This is a genomic window from Hypericibacter terrae (genome assembly GCF_008728855.1).
Classification (GTDB): Bacteria; Pseudomonadota; Alphaproteobacteria; order Dongiales; family Dongiaceae; genus Hypericibacter; species Hypericibacter terrae.
The window spans coordinates 5452235-5468630 of sequence record NZ_CP042906.1 but is presented as its reverse complement, the minus strand read 5'-3'; the positions used below and the strand labels follow the sequence as shown (position 1 = coordinate 5468630).

Genomic DNA, 16396 nt, shown 5'->3' with positions numbered 1-16396 from the left:
CCAAGTCTGCGTCGACGAAGCCTGCAGCGCCCGCGGCACCGGCTGCCGCGGTGAAATCCACGGCCGCCGCAAAGCCGACGGCGCCGGCCGCCGCCGCGAAGCCGGCAGCACCCGCGGCGCCCGCGAAATCGGCCGCGCCCTCGAAATCGGCCCCGCCCGCGGCTCCCGCGAAGCCGATGATGGGCAAGCCCGTGCTGGTGAAGCCGATTCCGCCCCGGCCGATGAAGACGCTGGAAGAGGTCACCTTCCGCGCCGGCGATCATGTGGTCTATCCGACCCACGGCGTCGGCAAGGTGCTCGGCATCGACAGCCAGGAAATCTCCGGCCACAGCCTCCAGGTCATCACGGTTCATTTCGAAAAGGACAGGATGACCCTGCGCGTGCCGGTGTCGAAGGCGCGCAATTCGGGCCTGCGCCGTCTCTCCAGCCGCAAGGTGATGGACACGGCGCTGCAGACCTTGAAGGGCCGCTCGCGCGTCAAGCGGACCATGTGGAGCCGCCGCGCGCAGGAATATGAGGCGAAGATCAACTCGGGCGATCCGGTCTCGATCGCCGAGGTGGTGCGCGACCTGCATCGCAACGCCGACCAGCCCGATCAGTCCTACAGCGAGCGCCAGATCTATCAGGCGGCGCTCGACCGGCTGGTGCGCGAGCTCGCGGCCGTGGAGGATATCGACGAACAGTCGGCAACCCAGCGCCTCGAGCAGCTGCTGAAGGCTGCTTGAGCCTCCGCTGAAGCCTGCCTACACTCGCCCGCGTTCGCTGCCAAGGCGAACGCGGGCGTCGTCATTTTTATGCCCGATTTGCGTCCGACCGTTCGCCATCGTCAACCGGTGCGACGGGGCGAGGGAGAAGCCGGGCCTTGAAAGCCGCCGAAAAATTCGCCGTTCTGAAGGCCGGCCGACGGGTCTGGGCGGTTGCGTCGATTCATGGCGAAGCGGCGCGCCTGCGCCAGATCCATGAGGGCCTGACCGAGCGCTTCATGCCGGGCGACCGGCTCGCCTATCTCGGCAATTATCTGGGGCGCGGCACCCAGATCCGCGAGACGCTCGACGAGCTCCTGCGCTTTCGCCGGATCCTGATCGCCGCGCCACGCATGTTCGCCTCCGATGTCGCCTATTTGCGCGGCGGGCAGGAGGAGATGTGGCAGAAGCTGCTGCAGCTCCAGTTCGCCCCCAACCCGCGCGAAGTGTTGGGCTGGATGCTGCAGAACGGCGTCGAGGCGACCCTGATGGCCTATGGCGGGGATCCGCAGCAGGCGGCGGCCGCGGCCCGCGACGGTGCCGTCAGCATCACGCGCTGGACCAATCAGATGCGCAACGCGATGCAGGCGAGTCCCGGCCATTACGCGCTGATGAGCGCCTTGCGGCGCGCGGCCTATACCGCCGACGGGACGCTGCTGTTCGTCTCGGCCGGGATCGATCCCGAACGTCCGCTGCCGGCCCAGGCCGACGCGCTCTGGTGGGGCTCGTCCGCCTTCGTCCGGATGGAGCAGCCCTATGGCGGCTTTCGCCGCGTGGTGCGCGGCTATGACCGCGGCCATGGCGGGCTGAAGATCGACCGCTTCACCGCGACGGTCGATGGCGGCGCCGGTTTCGGCGGGCCGCTCCTCGCCGGATGTTTCGATCATTCCGGCGAGCTGGTGGATATGATCGAGGCGTAACCTCGCAATTTCGTGGTCGCGTCCGTCCTCGAAAGAAGGGGCGGCGCCTGGGAGAGACCTCGATGACCCAAAGCTCGCAGACTCCAATCTCAGCAGGCCCAATCTTAGCGGGCCAAGCCTTTCCGCATCTCTTCTCCCCGCTGAAAGTCGGCAGCAAGACGCTCAAGCATCGGCTCAATTTCGGCGCCCATACCGCCAATATGAGCGAGGGCGGCCTGCCGATGGACCGGCATCTGGGCTATTACAGCGAACGCGCACGCGGCGGGGCGGCGATGATCGTGGTCGAGCCGGTGCCGCCGCATCGCACCGGCGTGCTGACGCGCGGCAATTTCCGCCACAGCGACGATGCGGTCATCCCACATTTCCGGCGCATAACCGACGCCTGCCACGCGTTCGGCACGGTGATGATCCAGCAGATCTATCACGTCGGCGCCCATGGCGACTGGGACAACTCGTTCGAGGCCAACTGGTCGCCCTCGGGGCTGCCGTCGATGCATGATTCCGACGGCAGCCACGCCGTCGGCGAGTCCCAGATCGAGGAGCTGGTCGAGGGCTTCGGCCAGGCCGCGCGGCGCGCCAAGGAAGCGGGCTTCGACGGCTGCGAGCTGATGGCGGCCTATAACGCGCTGATCGAGCAGTTCTGGTCGCCCTTCAGCAACCGGCGCGAGGATCGCTTCGGCGGCAGCTTCGAGAAGCGCATGGCCTTCTCGGCGGCCGTGCTCGACCGCATCCGCAAATATGCCGGTCCCGATTTCGTCATCGGCATGGCGATCAGCGTCGATCCCTCGCGCCCCGACGTGCTCTCGGTCGCCGACCAGCAGGAGATCGCGGCCTGGCACGATGCGCGCGGGCTCTATGACTATGTCACGGTCGGCACCGGCAGCTATTTCGACCATACCCGGATCATTCCGGCCTTCCTCTATGAGGACAAGCTGGGGCCGCCCTTCGCCGAGGCGATCCGCCAGGCGGTCAGGACGGTCAAGGTCCAGGCCGAGAGCCATATCCGCACGCCCGAGAACGCCGATTATGTGATCGCCTCCGGCCAGGCGGACATGGTCTCGATCGTGCGCGGCCAGATCGCCGACCCGCATCTCGCCAACAAGGCGCATGAGGGCCGGGCCGCGGATATCCGCGGCTGCATCTCCTGCAATCAGATGTGCTGGGGCCGGCGCTCGCGCGACTATTGGATCTCCTGCCTGATCAATCCCTCCGCCGGCCGCGAGTTCCAGTGGGGCGGCGACCGCTTCACGCCCGCGGCCAAGCCGCGGCAGATCCTGGTGGTGGGCGGCGGGCCCGCGGGCCTCGAGGCCGCGCGCGCCTCGGCCGAGCGCGGCCATCGCGTGACGCTGGTCGAGGCCTCGGACAAGCTCGGCGGACAGTTCCGTCTCGCGGGGCTGCAGCCGCGCCGCGCGCAGATCCTCGATCTCATCGGCTGGTATGAGGGCCAGCTCGAGAAGCTGCAGGTCGAGGTCCGGCTCAACAGTCCCGTCGACGAAGACGAGATCAAGGGCTTCGGCGCCTATGCGGTGGTGCTGGCCACGGGGTCGCAGCCGGCGCGCAACGGCTATCAGCGCGCCCTGCCGACGGTCGAGCGCCTGCCCGGAATCGACCGGCCCAATGTGTTCGCGGTCGAGGATGTGATGAGCCGCGCGGCGAGGCTGGGATCGCGCGTGCTGCTGCTCGACGACAGCGGCAATTGGCGCGGGGCCGGCACGGCCTGGGCGATGGCGGAGCAGGGCCACCAGGTCACGATGCTGACGCCGGATTCGATGGTGGGCCGCGAGATCCTGCGCACCGGCAGCGAATTTCCGATGCGCAAGCGCCTCCGCGGGCTCGGGGTCGAGTTCATCACCGACGCCGCGGTCGGCGAGTGGCATGGCGACGGCGCCACCATCCTCGATCTGCTCGCCGGCGGCTCGAGGCGCGTGGCGTTCGACACGCTGGTGCTGGCGACGGCCAATGTCTCGGAGAATGCGCTGGCCCTGGCACTCGATGGCTCGGGCCTCGAGCATCACGCGATCGGCGACGGCCTCTCGCCGCGCCACGCCGCCGCCGCGATCTATGAGGGACGCAAACTGGCACTGGCGTTGTAGGAACGAAACACAGCAAGCGGCACCCGAGACATCGAATCCCTTCCCCCTTGAGGGGGAGGTTAGGTGGGGGGTGAGCCAGGAACGCGATGGAAGATCATCAACGCGACGGCTTGCTCTCTCGATTTCTGGAACGAAGCCCACAAGAGGATTGCTGCTTTATAGGTAGCGAGACCGGCATCCACCGCCCACCCCAGCCTCCCCCTCAAGGGAAGAGGTGAAGTGTATCTATGGGTGAGTCGGCGCCGGCGAGTCGATCACGCCGGCACCACCAGCCGATAGAGCACCCGCTCGCCGGTCAGGCCCTTCAGCATATGCGCGCCGATCTCTGTTCGCTCGATCTCGGGCGGGAGCTTGGCGGCGGTGGCGGCGCTGACGAGGATGGTCGTGTCGGCGCCGTCGTCGACCCCATGGCCGGCCTGCTCGATGCGCTGCGCGGTGTTCACGGCATCGCCGATCAGCGTGTAGTTGACGCGGCCGGGGGCGCCGATATTGCCGGCAATCGCGGTGCCGGTATTGACCCCGATCCGCAGCCGCACCGGATTGAGCTTCTTGCGCCGGCGCCGGTCGTTGTCGGCCTTGATGCTGGCGGCGATGGCGAGCGCGGCGCGGCAGGCATGGAGCGCGTGATCGGGATCCTCGGCCGGGGCACCCCAGAACGCCATCACCGAATCGCCGATATATTTGTCGACGGTGCCCTGCTCGCCTTCGATCGCGGCCGCGAGCATGCCGAAATGGCGGTTGAGAAAGGCCGCGAGGCGCGGCGGGCTCAGGCGCTGGCTGATGGGCGTGAATCCCACGATGTCGGTGAAGACCACGGTGAGCTCGCGTTCCACCGGCGCCAGCTCGGCCATGTCGCCCATCCGCATCAGCCGCTTGACCAGCGCGCGCGGGACATAGGTGTTGAACCAGGCGAGGCCGGTGCGCATCGCGTTGAAGGCGCGGGCGGCGCGATCGAGCTCCGCCAGCATGCTGCCGGGCAGGGGCTGGGTGCCCTCGAAATCGAGCCGGGCGATGCGATGGGCGGCCGCGGCGAGCCGGCCGATGCCGCGCGACATGATGCGCGACAGCACGAGGGCGAACAGCAGCGTGATGCCCAGCACGATGGCGCCCGCCAGCAACGCATAGGTCAGGCGATTGAGGATGGCGGTCGCGCGTGACGCCGGAAAGTAGCGCCCGACGCGCCAGGCCACGTCGTCATAGCCCGCGATCAGCTGGTAGACGACGATGAAGCTGCCGCTGTCGACCGTGACATTGCCGCCCTGGAGGCCGGCCGAGCTCAGGGCGTCGCCCAGGGGCGTGCTCTGGCCATGCTCGAAGGCGTCGATGACCGTGTCGCCCACTTCGCCGGTCGTGGGAATCGGATGCTCGGAGGAGAGGCCGCGCGCGCCGCCGGCGAGCGACGGATGGGCCAGGACCTCGCCGGGCCCGCGCAGCACGAAATCCACATTGCCGGTCCGCGGGTCGGGGACGATCGCATTGGAGAGCGCCGAGAGCGGCACGCCGGCGATGGCGAGGCCGAAAAAGCGGCCGTCGCGCTTCACCGGCCAGGAAGCAATGATGAAGCTTTCCCGCAGGGACGGCACGAAGGTGATGCCATGCCAGTCGAGCCCGTCCTGGTACTCGCCATAGCGCAACATCAACCGAAGCTCCGGCCAGAGGCGGACGCTGCGCCGCCCCGCCTGCAGCCCCGAGAGGATGCGTCCGGCGCCGATCAAGGTCAGATCGGGCTCGATGAAGGCCACCATTCCCAGCTGCGGCGCGGCCGTGATCATGCCTTCCATCAATTGCGGCATGCGGGTGCCTTGCGGATCGAGCTCGCCGCGCTCCAGGGCGCCCGCCAGATAGCGGACGGCATTCTCGGCGGGGTCCAGGCTCGCATGGATGGAGGTCTGGCGCTCGGCCGCGCTCGAGCGCGACACCATCGCGATCAGGTCGTAGGTGTTGCGCCGGGCGAGGTCGTAGCCGATCAGCGTCACGGTTCCGGCGGCGGCCACGGTCAGCCCGCCGAAACCCAGCATCAGCACCAGCAGAATCGAGGGGCGCCAGCGTTGTCGCGCCGGTTCGCGCCCGGGCGGCGCCACGACGATCGGCGTCGCCGGGGCTGCGTTTTCCGACGGTGAGGGAACGGAGGGTGGCGGAGCGATCGAGCTATTCGACAATCAGCTTCACACGTTGACCCGCGGCCAGGGTCTCGTTCGCCGCGAGTCCGTTGAGGACCCGGAATCTCTGTTCCTGATAATCGTCGAAGGCCATCGATTTGGCGAGAGAGGATACGCTGTCGCCCGTCTTGACGGTGATCACGCGGACCCTGAGCGGCTTGATCTGGGCGGCTTCGCTGGCGGAGAGCTTGCGGAAGCTCGCCGCCGCCTGGCGGAAGCCGGCATCGGCCGCGCTCGCATTCTGCGCGGGGCTGAGAAAGATGAACCGGTAAATGGTGCTGGCGTCGTAGCGGATCGCCACCAGCCGCAGGAAGACGGGGCCGTCCCTGGTATTGCCCGAGGCGGTCGCGGTCGCCGCCTCCATGCCGTTGATGGTCATGTTCTCGAGGCTCTGCAGCCGGATCTTCGCCGCCCATGTGTTCGAGATGTAGTCGCTCATGCTGCCGGCGCTCGTGAGTCGACCGCCATCGAAGATCATGGCGGTGTCGTTGGGCCCCAGCCCCTGGACCGCGTCGCTGCCATTGGCGAGCTGGAAGCCCTGGGGGGCCGTGAAGGCGAGCCGCAGATCCGCATGGGAGAACTGGCGGCCATGGATGACGCCTTCCTTCGGGTCGTCGCCATAGAGGATGCCGTCGATATGGTCGAGATAGACGTCGCGCTCGAGCTTGGGATTGGGGACCGGCGTCGTCGCCTGGGCTTCCTGGATGGCACGCTGGACGCGATCGGCCGTGCGCGGATGAGTCTGCATGATGTTGAACTGATCGGCGGTCTCGGGGTGGCCCTCGATCGTGGCCTCGAGCTTGGCGTCGGCTTCCAGGCTGGAGAGGAAGGCCGCCATGGCCTGCGGGTCGTAGCTCGCGCGCGAGAGGTAGCGCACGCCGAGCTGGTCGGCCTGGAACTCCTGGTCGCGCGAATAGCTCTGCAGCCAGGCCTGCGCGCCATAGCCGGCGAGGTTGGTCAGCCCCTGGCTGCCGGTGAGGATGCCGAGGCCGACCAGACCGATCTGCGCCAGCATGCCCTCGCTGTAGCGCTGGGCGGAATGGCGCGCGGTGATATGGCCGATCTCATGGGAGAGCACGCCCGCCACCTCGGCCTCGTTGTTGGCGAGAGCGAGCAGGCCGCGGGTGATGTAGATATAGCCGCCGGGCACCGCGAAGGCGTTAACGATGGGCGAGTCCAGCACGGTGAAGGTGAATTTCAGGTCGGGCCGCTCCGACTTGGCCGAGAGGCTGCTGCCGAGGGTCTGGATGTAGGACTGGAGCTCGGGTGTGCCATAGGCCCCGCCGAACTCCTTCAGGATTTCCGGATGGCTCTGCGCCCCGATCTTGGCCTCGTCGGATTCCGACATGAAGCCCGTGAAGCTGGGCTGGCCGGTGGCGGGATTGACGCTGCAGGCGCCCAGGAGCGCGGTCGCGAGCAGAAGCGCGGCGGCGGCGAGATGGCGAAGCGGGTGTCTCATTGCTCGAGGACCTCGATCTGTTCGGGATGCGTCACATCGATCAACGGGCCATTGAAGGATTTTATCCAGCCCCTGACGCGAAGGCGACGCCCTTCCCATGTCAGCGGATCGAGCCCGGCCGCCTTGAACAGCTTGAGCGCCTGGGCGTCGATCGCAACGGTGAAGTCGGTTTTCCAGTCGGTGCCGAAATTGAGATAGAGGCGCGATTGCGGCTTGGCCGCGGTCACCACGCGCCCCTCGACCAATTGGTAACTGTCGACCATGCCGCCGAGTTCCCCGGGATCGCGGATGCGATAGAAGGCGTTGGCCCAGATGCCGCGCCGGGCGGCGCGTGCCGCCTGCTCATAGGTCAGCAATTCGGCCGCGAGCGCCCGGTTGTCGGGGAAGCTGTAGGCGCGGGCCATGCCCGCCTGGATCAGCGCCGCCTGGACCCAGAGCCCGTCCTCGCGTTCGAGCTGGGCCAGCGTGCGGCCATGGCGATCCATCGTGGCGCCGCCGGCGAAGAGTTTGAGGGTCCGGCCCACGGTCATCTGCGCGAGCGCCTGCCTGGCATCTTCGGCCAAGGGCCAGGTCGGGAAATCGGGACGGCCCAGCGGCAGCTTCGGCGCCTGGATCCCGACCAACCTGACCTCGCGGCCATCTTCGAGCATCAGCGTGTCGCCATCGACCACGGTCACGACTTTGCTCTCTCCCAGCGCGGCGAGGCCGGCCTCGGGCAAGGCCGGGTCGCCCGCTCGCGCCGGTGTGATCACGAGGAGGCAGAACAGGCCGAAAACCGCGGCGCCGAAGGGGGCTGTCAGCCGCTCGCGCCCTGATATAGTGGGCGCCGCCGCCGGGTCTCGTACCCGGCGGCTCCGCATGAATAATGGCCAAAGGGCAGGTTGCATGGCTGACGGCGCTTTCTATCCGCAGATCGATCCCTATGACACCGGCATGCTCGCCGTGGGCGGTCCGCATCAACTTTACTGGGAACAGTCGGGCAATCCCAAGGGTGTCCCGGTGGTCTTTCTCCATGGCGGTCCGGGCGCCGGCGCCAGCCCGGCCCATCGTCGCTTCTTCGATCCGGCCCATTATCGCATCGTGATCTTCGATCAGCGCGGCGCCGGCCGCTCCAAGCCGCTGGGCGAGATCCAGGACAACAACACGCCGGCGCTCGTGGCCGACATCGAACGGTTGCGCGAGCATCTGAAGATCCAGCGCTGGCATGTGTTCGGCGGGTCCTGGGGTTCCACGCTCGCCATCGCCTATGCCGAGCATCATCCCGAGCGCGTCATGGCGCTTTGCCTGCGCGGCATCTTCCTCTGCCGGCGCAGCGAGATCGACTGGTTCCTCTATGGCATCCGTCACTTCATGCCCGAGGCCTGGCGCGAGTTCGCCGAGCATATTCCGGCCTCCGAGCGCCACGACCTCCTGCGCGCCTATTACAAGCGGCTGACCGATCCGAGCCCGGAGATCTACATGCCGGCGGCGCGGCGCTGGTCGATCTACGAGGCGCGCTGCTGCACCCTGCTGCCGAGCCCCGAGACGGTCGAGGCTTTCTCCACCGACGTGGTGGCGCTCGGCATCGCCCGCATGGAAGCGCATTACTTCTCGCACGACATCTTCCTGCCGGAAAATTTCCTGCTCGAGAATGTCGGCCGCATCCGTCATATCCCGACGGTGGTCGTGCAGGGCCGCTACGATCTCGTCTGCCCGCCCGACACGGCCGACGATCTGAGGCGCGCCTGGCCCGAGGTCGAGTTCACCATGGTGCCCGATGCCGGCCATTCGGCGATGGAGCCCGGCATCCGCGCCGGCCTGGTTTCGGCGATGGATCGATTCCGCAGCATCAAATAGGCGACGCGAGGAGCTTCGCATGGCCAAGAACGATGTGGTGATGATCACCGGTGCCACCGGCAATCTCGGCCGCGCGGCGGCGTCGGCCTTCGCCCGGCAAGGGGCGCGGCTCTGCATGGTCGCGCGCGAGCTGGGCGATCTCGGGGTCTACAAGAAGGAAGGTGCTGCCGACGTGCTGGCTTGTCCGGCCGATCTCCTGGATGCGACATCGGTCGACAAGGCCGTCGCCAAGGCGATCGAGCGTTTCGGGCAGATCGACGTGCTCTGCAACATCGCCGGCGGTTTCGCCATGGGCGAGGCGGTGCATGAGATCGATGCCAAGGGCTGGGCCCATATGATGGAGCTCAATGCCGGCTCGGTCTTGCGCATGTCGCATGCCGTGGTGCCCGGCATGCTCGCGCGCAAGAGCGGCAAGATCGTCAATATCGGCGCCTACGCGGCGCTCGGCGGCAAGGCGCAGATGGGCGCCTATATCGCCTCCAAGAGCGCGGTCATCCGCCTGACCGAGAGCATGGCGGCGGAGCTGCGCGATGCCGGCATCAATGTGAACTGCGTGCTTCCCAGCATCATCGACACGCCCGAGAACCGGCAGGCCATGCCGAAGGCCAACCCGGCGAAATGGGTGGCGCCCGAGGCGCTTGCCGACGCGATCCTGTTCCTGGCGTCGCCCGCGGCGCGCGCGATCCATGGCGCGGCGCTGCCGGTGGTGGGCTTGAGCTGACCGGCCTCGGTCGCCGTCGCTAGATCTCGACCTGCGCGCCCATCTCGACCACCTGACCCGGCGGAATGTCGAAGAAGGCGGTGGCGTTCAAGGCGGTGGCGGCGAGCGCGATGAAGAGGCGCTCCTGCCAGAAGGGCAGGCCCGGCTTGCTCGACGGGATCATGGTCTCGCGGCCGATGAAGAACGAGGTCGTCATCATGTCGGTGGCGAGGCCCTGCTTGCGCGCCGCCTCCAGCGCCGCGGGCACGTTCGGGTCCTGCATATAGCCGTAGCGCACGATCACCCGGAAGAAACCCTTGCCGAGCCGTTCGACCGCGACGCGCTGGTCGGCGGGCACATGCGGCAGATCCTCGATGATGACCCGCAGCAGCACGTTGCGTTCATGCAGCACCATATTGTGCTTCATGTTGTGCAGCATGGCGCGCGGCACCACGGTCGGATCGCCGGTCATGAAGATCGCAGTGCGGGCGATGCGCATCGGCGAGGCTTCGAGCCGGGCCAGGAAGGAATCCAGCTTGAGCCCCTCGCCATAGAGCTTGTCATAGACGACCTTCCGGCCGCGCCGCCAGGTCGCCATGACGAAGATGGCCGTGCCGCCGGCGAGCAGCGGGAACCAGCCGCCGTTCGGGATCTTGAGCAGGGTCGAGCCGAAGAAGAGCAGGTCGATGCCCAGCAGCGCGCCAAACAGGGGCCCGACCACGAGCCAGTGCCAGTTCCAGAGATAGCGCGCGACGATCGCGGCCAGAATCGTGGTGGCCGACATGGTCCCGGTCACGGCGATGCCATAGGCGCCGGCCAGATTGTTCGACGAGCCGAAGCCCAGCACCAGGGTCAGGACCCCGATCATCAGGATCCAGTTCACGCGCGGCATGTAGATCTGGCCGATCTCGGTCGCCGAGGTGTGGCGGACCTCCATGCGCGGCACATAGTCGAGCTGGATCGCCTGGCGGGTGAGCGAGAAGCTGCCGGAGATCACGGCCTGCGAGGCGATGACCGTCGCGATCGTCGCCAGCACCACGAGCGGAATGAGGCCCCAGGCCGGGGCCTGGAGGAAGAACGGATCGGAGGCGGCGTCGGGGTTGCGCAGCACCAGGGAGGCCTGGCCCAGATAGTTCAGCGCCAGGGCCGGGAGCACGAAACGCAGCCAGGCGGCGCGGATCGGCGAGCGGCCGAAATGTCCCATATCGGCATAGAGCGCCTCGGCGCCCGTGACCGTCAGCACCACGGCCCCCAGGATCGCCAGCGCCTTCCAGCCGCCGGCCGCCAGCAGGGTCAGGCCATAGACGGGATCGATCGCGCGAAGCACGCCCGGCTCTTCGGCGATGTTGATGATCCCGAGAATTGCAAGGACGGAGAACCAGACCACCATGATCGGCCCGAACAGGCGCCCGACCAGCGCCGTGCCATGCGATTGGATCATGAACAGCCCGACCAGGATGGCGACCGCGCAGGGGACGACATAGGGCTGGAACGAGGGGGCGATGACCTCGAGACCTTCGACGGCGCTCAAGACCGAGATCGCCGGGGTGATCAGTCCGTCGCCATAGAAGAGCGCCACGCCGATGATGGCGAGCGAGACCATGAGGAGGCGGCGTCCCCGCGGCGATTTCAGCCGCAGCGCCAGGGCCGCCAGCGACAGGATGCCGCCCTCGCCGCGATTGTCCGCCCGCATGATGAGCAGGACATATTTGATGGTGACGACGATGATCAGGACCCAGAGCGTCAGCGAGGCCACGCCCAGCACCGTTTCCGGCCAGGATTGGGTTCCCGGCGCCGCAGCCAGCGATTCGCGGAAGGCATAGATCGGGCTCGTGCCGATATCGCCATAGACGATGCCGAGCGCACCGATGACCAGGGCGGAATGGCGCGCCGGCTTTTGTGTAACGGTCTCGCCGCCGGCGCTCATGGACCGGTTTTTCCCCTGCTGCTCCCATCCCGATCGATTCGGCCATCGACCGGCAAGCCGCGGATGGTAAAGGGATCGTCGGCGCTGTGCCAGGGGCGAGGGCCGCAGCCGCCGGCCTCTGCCGGCGGGGCGTTTTGCCGCCCGATTCCCGGATGTCGAGGCGATTGCGCGGCTCCGCCTCTGCCGTTAGCTTCGCCTCCCACGGCGTCCCCGTAGCTCAGCCGGATAGAGCAACAGTTTCCTAAACTGTGGGTCGGGTGTTCGAGTCACCCCGGGGACGCCAATCTCGCATAAAGCCAGCCGATCCTCGCTCTCTCTTGCATTCCTCGATAGGCTGACCGGCGCAGAATGGGATTGCGAAGGGGGATCGGTCATGAAGCGAATTTCGCTGTTGGGCATATTGGTCGGCGGCATTTTCGATATCTTCGTGAGTGGGATATTGGGTGTGGCCGTCGTCTTAGTTCTCACGTTTAGCGGATGGATCCCGGGACAGGGGGCGACGGATGTCCAGGGACGGGTTGCCGAAATCATGAGCGCGCCGGCGGCGATTGTGGCGACCTTCGTGACGGGCGGCTTGGTTTCCATCGCGGCCGGCTATATCGCTGCAAGCATCGCCAAGCGGGCTGAACTCTTGAACGGCGCCTTGTCGTCGATATTCTGCGTGTTGCAGGGGCTATATTTCATCGCGGCGGGCGGCACGGGTCACTCCGTGGGTTACTGGGCGGCCGAATTCATCCTTCCGCCGCTCCTGGGCCTATCAGGCGGGTACTTGAAACAACGTCGTCTGGTTCCACGGACATTCTGACAGCGCTCCTATCGGCGCGGCAGCAACTCAAGGCGAGCCGCTCCTGCTGCGGCCGCGCCAAGGGGCTTTCCACGACCCTCACACACCTCGAGCCTTCATCGTCTAGATGGCCCGGTAACACGGATTCGAATCCAGTTGGGGACGTCGACCCTTCCCCGCCGTTCCGTCCTACCGCATCTTCGACTTGAGCGCGATCGTCTTCCCATCCACGGCGAACTTCCCGAAGCCCTGATGGTGGATGGTTCTCGGATTCTTCTGCGCCGGGTCGGTCCAGGCCTTGGTCACCTCGAGGATGAAAAGATTGTAGTCATTCACGAGGCGCGTATCCGTCACCTTGCATTCGAGATTGGCGAAGCATTCGGCGATCAGCGGCGCCTTCACATCCTGGGCCGGCATGGGCGTCAGGCCGAAGGCCTTGAACTTGTCGGTGTCGCGGCCCGAGCAATTGCCGACCTTCACCACCTTGGACGCCAGCCTCGAGGCGGGAATCGCGATGACGCATTCGCGCGTCGCCCGCAGGGCCGCGAAGCTGTAATCGTTGCCGCTCACGATGCAGGCGACCAGCGGCGGCTCGAACTTCATCATCATGTGCCAGGACATGGTCATGACGTTGGGGCGGCCCTTGCGGGCGGTCGTCAGCAGCACGACCGGGCCGGGCTCGAGCAATTGATAGACCTTCGACAGGGGCAGGTTTTTCATGACGGCCTCCCGCAATGGGCGAGAGCTGGATCATAGAGCCGCCTACCCCCGGCGCTCGAATTTCTGCCGGCGTCCCTACCGCCGGCTGCCTTACGAGGTCGTCGTTTCAGGCATGGCCGGCGCCCGGCGCCGTGGCCGGCTCGATCCGGTCTCTCCCTTGTGAAACGCGATGCCGAGCTCGAGGCTGTCGGCGATGCGATAGGCGCGTTCGAGGAAGTGAGCGGCCGCCGCGGGTGGGCAGAGCGCCCGGGCCGTCTCGCCGAACAGCTCGAGCCAGCGGTCGAAATGCGGCGTGCCGATCGGCAGGGGCAGGTGGGCCACCATCGGCTGGCCGTGATAGCGGCCGCTCATGAGCGCCACGGACGACCAGAAGTCGCACATCTTCGCCAGATGATGGTCCCAATCCCCGACTTTGCTGGCGAAGACCGGGCCAAGCAGCGGGTCGAGGCGGGCGCGATCGTAAAAGCCATGGACCAGGCGCCGGATCATCGCCTCGTCGATTCCGGTGCGCGCGACGATGTCGTCGACGATCAGATCGCGCTCCGACCGTTTGCCATCCTGGTCCATTCGCGGGCCTTTCTGCCGGTGCGGGGTTCCGATGCCGCGGGTCGGCACCGGCGTTGTGCCGACGCCTAAAGATACATATAATATATATCTTATAGCCGGAAACCTCCGCCGCGGATGCGGTCGGGCGTCGCAGCTGGGCAGGCCCGACCTGCCTTCGCCGGCCGGTTTGCGAGCGAAGGATGGCCAAATGCGTCTGACATTGGGGACCGATTACGCGCTGCGCACGCTGATCTATGTCGGGACCAACGCAGGGCGCCTCACGACGATCGCGGAGATCGCCCGAAGCTTCGATATCTCGAAGACCCATCTGATGAAGGTGGTGAACCGGCTCGGCCAGCAGGGCTATCTCGAGCCGGTGCGCGGCAAGGGCGGCGGGCTCAGGCTCGGAAAACCTCCGGACCGGATCAATCTGGGCGCGGTCGTGCGCGAGACCGAAGAGGATCTCGCCGTGATGGGATGCCTGTCCGGGAAGGGCTTCTGCCGGATCGAAGGATGCTGCGTCCTGCGCCGCGCGCTCCGCGAGGCGACCGACGCCTTCCTGCGAACGCTCGATGGTTACACGCTGGCGGACCTGCTGGTGCCTCGGGCGAAACTGGCGCGAAGCCTGGGTCTGGCCCCCGAAGCCCCACCGGCCGCCTGAGCCGGCATCAGGCCTTGGGAAGCCGCAGCTCGCGCACCGAGGCCGCGACGGCGTCGCGGTCGGCATAGACCCAGTCGCCCGGCTTCACCGCGAGGCCCGCGAATGAGAGTGGCACGCCCACCAGCCCGCCGATCGCGAGCTCGCCGCGCCGCGCCGTGGTCCCCAGCGCCTTGACCCCGAAATCGATCGCGTCGATGCCGGCCGTGTCGCGGATCGCGCCATGGATCACGGCGCCGGCCCAGCCATTTGCCGCGGCCGCCGCGGCGATGCGGTCGCCCATCGAGGCGACGCGCAGGGAGCCGCCGGCATCCACCAGCATCACGCGGCCCTGGCCCGGCGTCGCCGCCAGACTCATGAGCGCCCGATGATCCTCATGCGCCTTCACCGTCATGCAGGGCCCCGCGAAACTCTGCCGGCGGCCGAAGCCGCGGAACTGCGCCTCGCAGACGAGAAGCTCGTCGGGATAGGCATCCCACAGATCGGCGAGCGAAATCTCCATGACCCTTCCTCTTTCCTGTCGGCGGCGGGCCCGCAGAATAGCGGCGGCCCCTCGGGTACGGAAGCGGTGCCGTCGCGGGGCAAGGCGTGGACGGAGCCATTTCACGCTGGCCAAGGCCGCGATTCTCTGCTCGCCTAGGCGCCGGATCGAGGCCCCCGAGGTGTCATGAGCGCGCGCCGCTATTCGCCGATGGAGATGATCGAGACGCTGATCGGTTTTCCGACCGTCTCCGCGGATTCGAACCTGAACCTGATCGGGTTCGTGCGCGACTATCTGTCGGGCCGTGGCATCGAGAGCCGGCTCACCTATGACGAAAGCAAGCGCAAGGCAAACCTGTTCGCCACCATCGGGCCGGATCGTCCCGGCGGCGTGGTGCTCTCGGGCCATACCGACGTCGTGCCGGTCGCGGGCCAGCCCTGGGAGAGCGATCCCTTCACCCTGACGCGGCGCGGCGACAGGATCTATGGCCGCGGCACCAGCGATATGAAGAGCTTCATCGCGGTGGCGCTGGCCTTGGTGCCGGAGTTCCAGAAGGCCGGCTTGCGCCGGCCGATCCATCTGGCGCTCTCCTATGACGAGGAGGTCGGCTGTTTTGGCGTACCGCATATGCTGCGCGACATCGCCGCCAACCTGCCGCTGCCGGCGATGGCGATCATCGGCGAGCCGACCTCGATGCAGCTCGCCAACCGGCACAAGGGCGATCTGGTGTTCCGCACCCGCTTCACGGGCCGCGACGGCCATTCGAGCGCGCCGCAACGGGGCCTCAACGCGATCTTCTCGGCGGCCGAGTTCCTGACCTTTCTCTCGCGGCTCGCCGCGGAGCTGCGTGACGAGGGTCCCCAGGACGAGAGCTTCGATCCGCCCTACACCACGGTGAATGTCGGCCAGATCGATGGCGGTACCGCCTTCAATATCGTGGCGCGACGATGCGAGATCATCTGGGAGTTTCGCCCCCTCCCCAGCGTGGCGCCCGAGACCATCGTCGCGCGGGTGCGGAATTTCGTCGAAACCGAACTGCTGCCCCGGATGCGTCAGGCGGCCGAGGAGGCCGAGGTCGAGACCGCGACGCTGGTGGCCCTGCCGCCCCTGATGCCCGAGCCGGATTCGCCGGCTGAGGCCCTGATCCATGCGCTCACCGGCGTCAACGAGGCCATCGGTGTGGCCTTCGGCACCGAGGCCGGCCATTTCCAGCAGACCGGCATCCCCGCCGTCGTGTTCGGCCCCGGCAGCATCCAGCAGGCGCACAAGCCCGACGAGTTCATCGAGATCGCCCAGGTCGAGGCCTGCGTCGGCTTCATGCGCAAGCTCGCCGCCTGGGCGGCGTCGTCACCGCCCTGAACCCGACGTCG

At 67.2% G+C, this 16396-nt stretch carries 15 protein-coding genes and 1 tRNA gene; 9 read left to right on the top strand and 7 right to left on the bottom strand.

Translation table 11 applies throughout. From position 1 onward, the window contains the following. Positions 1-221: 221 nt before the first annotated feature. The 3 genes from FRZ44_RS27705 to FRZ44_RS24990 all read left to right on the top strand — a co-directional run bounded on the left by FRZ44_RS27705 (position 222) and on the right by FRZ44_RS24990 (position 3756). Positions 222-725 (top strand): CarD family transcriptional regulator, encoded by a 504-nt coding sequence (locus FRZ44_RS27705; RefSeq protein ID WP_431574448.1) that lies wholly within the window; start codon positions 222-224, stop codon positions 723-725. A gap of 137 nt (positions 726-862) precedes the next feature. Next, positions 863-1663, top strand: coding sequence for a hypothetical protein (locus FRZ44_RS24995; protein ID WP_151179742.1), 801 nt, complete (start codon positions 863-865; stop codon positions 1661-1663). A gap of 62 nt (positions 1664-1725) precedes the next feature. After that, entirely contained in the window at positions 1726-3756 is a 2031-nt protein-coding gene (locus FRZ44_RS24990) for an oxidoreductase (RefSeq protein WP_151179741.1), read from the top strand. 254 nt (positions 3757-4010) lie between these two features. On the opposite strand, the gene FRZ44_RS24985 is transcribed toward FRZ44_RS24990, so the two are convergent. The 3 genes from FRZ44_RS24985 to FRZ44_RS24975 form a co-directional block, all read right to left on the bottom strand. Beyond that, a complete protein-coding gene (locus tag FRZ44_RS24985; RefSeq protein ID WP_151179740.1) occupies positions 4011-5837 on the bottom strand; it encodes an adenylate/guanylate cyclase domain-containing protein in 1827 nt (608 codons plus the stop codon). A gap of 67 nt (positions 5838-5904) precedes the next feature. After that, entirely contained in the window at positions 5905-7374 is a 1470-nt protein-coding gene (locus FRZ44_RS24980) for a M48 family metalloprotease (protein ID WP_151179739.1), read from the bottom strand. Then, positions 7371-8093 (bottom strand): thermonuclease family protein, encoded by a 723-nt coding sequence (locus FRZ44_RS24975; RefSeq protein ID WP_225308438.1) that lies wholly within the window; start codon positions 8091-8093, stop codon positions 7371-7373. Before FRZ44_RS24975 ends, FRZ44_RS24980 begins: the two co-directional genes overlap by 4 nt. 166 nt (positions 8094-8259) lie before the next feature. Here FRZ44_RS24975 and pip point away from each other — a divergent pair, with 166 nt between their 5' ends. Then, positions 8260-9210 (top strand): prolyl aminopeptidase, encoded by a 951-nt coding sequence (pip, locus tag FRZ44_RS24970; protein ID WP_151179737.1) that lies wholly within the window; start codon positions 8260-8262, stop codon positions 9208-9210. Positions 9211-9229: 19 nt separating this feature from the next. Then, on the top strand, positions 9230-9931 hold the full coding sequence (locus FRZ44_RS24965) for an SDR family NAD(P)-dependent oxidoreductase (protein ID WP_151179736.1): 702 nt from the start codon (positions 9230-9232) through the stop codon (positions 9929-9931). A 19-nt stretch (positions 9932-9950) separates the two neighbouring features. Here FRZ44_RS24965 and FRZ44_RS24960 read toward each other — a convergent pair whose 3' ends face one another. Further along, positions 9951-11837 (bottom strand): potassium transporter Kup, encoded by a 1887-nt coding sequence (locus tag FRZ44_RS24960; protein WP_151179735.1) that lies wholly within the window; start codon positions 11835-11837, stop codon positions 9951-9953. A gap of 206 nt (positions 11838-12043) precedes the next feature. Between FRZ44_RS24960 and FRZ44_RS24955 the strand changes: the two genes are divergently transcribed. Together FRZ44_RS24955 and FRZ44_RS24950 are read left to right on the top strand one after the other, a co-directional pair. Continuing rightward, a tRNA-Arg gene (locus FRZ44_RS24955) sits at positions 12044-12120 on the top strand. A gap of 90 nt (positions 12121-12210) precedes the next feature. Further along, positions 12211-12642 (top strand): hypothetical protein, encoded by a 432-nt coding sequence (locus FRZ44_RS24950; RefSeq protein WP_151179734.1) that lies wholly within the window; start codon positions 12211-12213, stop codon positions 12640-12642. A 168-nt stretch (positions 12643-12810) separates the two neighbouring features. On the opposite strand, the gene FRZ44_RS24945 is transcribed toward FRZ44_RS24950, so the two are convergent. Together FRZ44_RS24945 and FRZ44_RS24940 are read right to left on the bottom strand one after the other, a co-directional pair. Continuing rightward, the gene (locus tag FRZ44_RS24945) at positions 12811-13341 is read right to left on the bottom strand and encodes a flavin reductase family protein (protein ID WP_151179733.1); all 531 of its coding nucleotides are present in this window, start codon (positions 13339-13341) and stop codon (positions 12811-12813) included. A gap of 90 nt (positions 13342-13431) precedes the next feature. Beyond that, positions 13432-13908 carry a group III truncated hemoglobin gene (locus tag FRZ44_RS24940; protein ID WP_151179732.1) on the bottom strand — a complete coding sequence of 159 codons (477 nt, stop codon included), beginning with the start codon at positions 13906-13908 and terminating at the stop codon, positions 13432-13434. Between the two features lie 187 nt (positions 13909-14095). On the opposite strand from FRZ44_RS24940, the gene FRZ44_RS24935 reads away from it, so the two are divergent. Beyond that, complete coding sequence (locus FRZ44_RS24935) at positions 14096-14548, top strand: Rrf2 family transcriptional regulator (RefSeq protein ID WP_151179731.1); 453 nt, start codon at positions 14096-14098, stop codon at positions 14546-14548. Between the two features lie 7 nt (positions 14549-14555). Here the strand turns inward: FRZ44_RS24935 and rraA are convergent, their stop codons facing one another. After that, positions 14556-15047: a ribonuclease E activity regulator RraA gene (rraA, locus tag FRZ44_RS24930; RefSeq protein WP_151179730.1), complete on the bottom strand. Its 492-nt coding sequence runs from the start codon at positions 15045-15047 to the stop codon at positions 14556-14558. A 165-nt stretch (positions 15048-15212) separates the two neighbouring features. Here rraA and argE point away from each other — a divergent pair, with 165 nt between their 5' ends. Next, the gene (gene argE / locus FRZ44_RS24925) at positions 15213-16385 is read left to right on the top strand and encodes an acetylornithine deacetylase (protein ID WP_151179729.1); all 1173 of its coding nucleotides are present in this window, start codon (positions 15213-15215) and stop codon (positions 16383-16385) included. Positions 16386-16396: the final 11 nt, after the last annotated feature.